Here is a 2945-nt window from a genome sequence, read left to right as displayed (position 1 = left end):
TTCCATGCCCTGGAGCTTTACTTCCACCGTTGTAGAAAAGATATATGTTTTTTGTGCTCTCTTTTTGCGGAGGCAGAGTGAAGGGGTGCAGAAAGGTATGCTCCCACCGTTTGGCCGGCGCGCAGCATCTCCCCGCCGGGTCTTGATAATCCTGCTGAAATCATGAGAGAAAATAAAAAGTGAAGAGGGGCAAGAATAAAGTAAGAATAATAGAGAATTTGCTGAATACCTGTTGGCAACCGAGACAAAAGCTGGCGGGCAAAGACCTTCTCTGCTTCAGCATCCCTGAAAGGCTTGATCACAAACCCAGTGGATAAAGCGCAAGGGTTAACGTCAAGCGTTATTGAATAACAGCCAGAAATTACGCGATTGGCGCAACAATCCGGATTCCGCAATCCGCAATCTACCTTCTGCAATTGAAATTATAGTCTTCTCCTATCTGAATCTTCCTTAGTAACGCAATTTGATCGGCAATCCCCGTGACAGGTTCCAGCCCGGCCCACTGGAAAAGTTCGGGGAGCGTTTCATCAGGTTCACAGCGGGGCAGGGGGCCGGCGGATAAATGGTGCACCAGCTTCATGGTTTTCAGGCCGTCAAACCATGAGTGAAACCCGGTCAATAAGGTTGCCCGGTCACGAAAGTTTTTCTGCAATTTTTGCCATACTGCCGGGAAGCGGATGCTATCCAGATAAGCTCCCAAATCTTTGGAGATTCGTTCCGCCTTTACCCGGATTTCTTCGCCGGGAGCATCCAGATTCCGGGCAATTAGGGCTAGCCATTCCTCAAGGATTTGAAAGCAAGCGGTTTGATAAAACATGACTGCTTCGTTTTCCCCTGCAAGCAATCTGGTGATGCTGCGCCCGGTTCCGAATGGAACGCGATAGGAAGCCCTGGGCGAAGGGTAAACAACCGTTCCTTTGACCTTACTGATTCCTCCAGTCTTGGCTAACTGCTGCAGAAAATAAAAATCTTCTCCGGCGGCGCGCACATTCATCCCGCCCATCCGGACGTAAGCCTGCGCCGAGCAGGCCATGGCACTCCCCACGGTATGAAAGGCATAAGGGGAACCGGCACGGGAAAGTCCCAGTACGTAGGCCCGGAGAAAAAGTTCATACCGTTTGATGGCCCGATCTTCTGCCGGGGTTGAGCCAGGCTGATGGCAGAAAGGAATCACCGCGCCGGATACTTTCGCATCCTGGAAATGGCGGATCAACGCCGAAAGATAATCAGGGCGGACGAGGGTATCCGCATCCAAGGAAATGAACAGCGGGGAGACCTTCTCGTAGTCGAACCGGGGAAGGGCCAAGTCCATTCCAATCTTGCGAGCTAACCCCACTCCTCCCGTTTTTTTGGGCAATTCAAGTCCAGAAGAAGCTGCGTCCACCCAGGCTAAATGGAGATTGTCCCGGGAAGGCTTCCTGGCTGCGAGCCTTTGCAGGGTTTGATGGTTATCCATTTTAGCGGAGAGGGGAGCATCCTCACGATGGTTTACAACTACCACGATTAAAAACCGCTGCAGAAGCTCTGACGGATTTTGGGCCAGAGCATGCAAGGTCGTAAACAAGAAATCGGTTTCCGCCAAAGAAGGGATAACCACCGCTCCTTCAAATCCCCCTTGCTGGGTTCCGGCAATCTTCCAAAGGCCACAGAGGCCACGGGTATCTAAATACTTTTTAACTGAAGAAGGAATCATGGCAAAAAAAATAACCCTGATTTTTTTGCAGGATGGATGCTGCCGGATCTTGGTTGCCGTCTATCCATTGGATTCTAACACCCTGACGTTCCATGCGGCGGAACCAGGTTTCCTGACGCTTGGCCAACTGGTGGATGGCGCTGTTGAGTTTCTGGAACATATCGTTTTTATTCAAGGCGCCTTTTAAGTACTGAGCTACAAAGCGGTATTCCAAACCGTAAAACTCCAGGGCCTCCAAGGGGATTCCGGTATGGTGGAGCCGGGCAACTTCTTCGATCAAGCCATGACTTAGCCGTTCTTTGAGGCGCTGGGTAATCCTGCGGCGTAAAGCCTTCCTTCCCCACTTTATTCCAAAAACGAGCGGCGAAAGTTCAGGAAGGGGAGGTACGTTCTGAGCCTCGCTCTGGTATTCAGCGATTTCGATGGCCCTGATCAGGCGATTGCGGTCAAGCAGATCGGTGGTGTTGTGCAGCTTGGGATTAATCTCTTTGAGGCGGGCGGCTAAATTTTCAGCGGAATGCACGGCAAGTTCTTGGCGTAGGGCAAGATTTTCGGGGACCTCTATGAGCTCGTATCCCCGCAGAACAGAATCAAGGTACATTCCGGTCCCCCCGACCAAGAGAGGAAGGTGACCACGGGCCTGAATCTCCTTGAAGGCTTCGCCAAAACGGCGCTGGAATTCAAAGACATTGAATTCATATCCCGGATCGACGATATCAATGAGGTGGTAAGGAACAGAACCGTATTCTTCCAAATCCTTGCCTGTGCCGATGTCCATCCCCCGGTAAACCTGCCTGGAATCTGCGGATATAATTTCCCCCTTCAGAGCACGAGCGACTTGAACAGCCACCCGCGTCTTCCCGGAAGCGTTAGGCCCCAAAATAACCAGAAGATTATAGGGCATTGCCCCTTCACTCTCCCTTAAGTTTTCGCAGGTTCTAATTTCCAATTTAGTAGGTGTTTGCTAATCTGTCAACGATGTGAATTTCTGTGAATTTCTGAAAAAATCCTAAAAAAATACTTGACACGCTAAAATGCATAATGTATAAATTATACAAAATTTAACCCGGTAAAAATTCCTATGCAAAAAATCCAGCAATCCAATCTCTCCTTAGGGAATCAGGCTTACCAGGAGCTGAAACGCATTATTTTAGAGCGACAAATTTCTCCCGGTGACAAGCTGAACGAAAGCGAGTTAGCCCAGGGCTTGGGCATAAGCCGAACGCCTGTGCGGGAGGCTATCAACCGTCTG

General features: G+C 50.2%; 2 protein-coding genes. Both read right to left on the bottom strand.

The genetic code is table 11. The annotated features are described in order from the left end of the window. Positions 1-403: 403 nt before the first annotated feature. Positions 404-1693, bottom strand: a complete 1290-nt coding sequence (locus Q7V48_12175; GenBank protein MDO9211483.1) for a glycosyltransferase family 2 protein — start codon at positions 1691-1693, stop codon at positions 404-406. Further along, positions 1674-2597, bottom strand: coding sequence for a tRNA (adenosine(37)-N6)-dimethylallyltransferase MiaA (gene miaA, locus Q7V48_12170; GenBank protein MDO9211482.1), 924 nt, complete (start codon positions 2595-2597; stop codon positions 1674-1676). Before miaA ends, Q7V48_12175 begins: the two co-directional genes overlap by 20 nt. Positions 2598-2945: the final 348 nt, after the last annotated feature.

The organism is Deltaproteobacteria bacterium, assembly GCA_030654105.1.
Lineage (GTDB): Bacteria > Desulfobacterota > SM23-61 > SM23-61 > SM23-61 > JAHJQK01.
Note: the sequence above shows the minus strand (reverse complement) of the source record. Positions and strands in the feature narration are given on the sequence as shown.

What these genes read in the sequence shown, in the direction of transcription:
- Q7V48_12175 (MDO9211483.1), bottom strand. Translation starts at nt 1,693, where the DNA reads ATGATTCCTTCTTCAGTTAAAAAGTATTTAGATACCCGTGGCCTCTGT.
- miaA (MDO9211482.1), bottom strand. Translation starts at nt 2,597, where the DNA reads ATGCCCTATAATCTTCTGGTTATTTTGGGGCCTAACGCTTCCGGGAAG.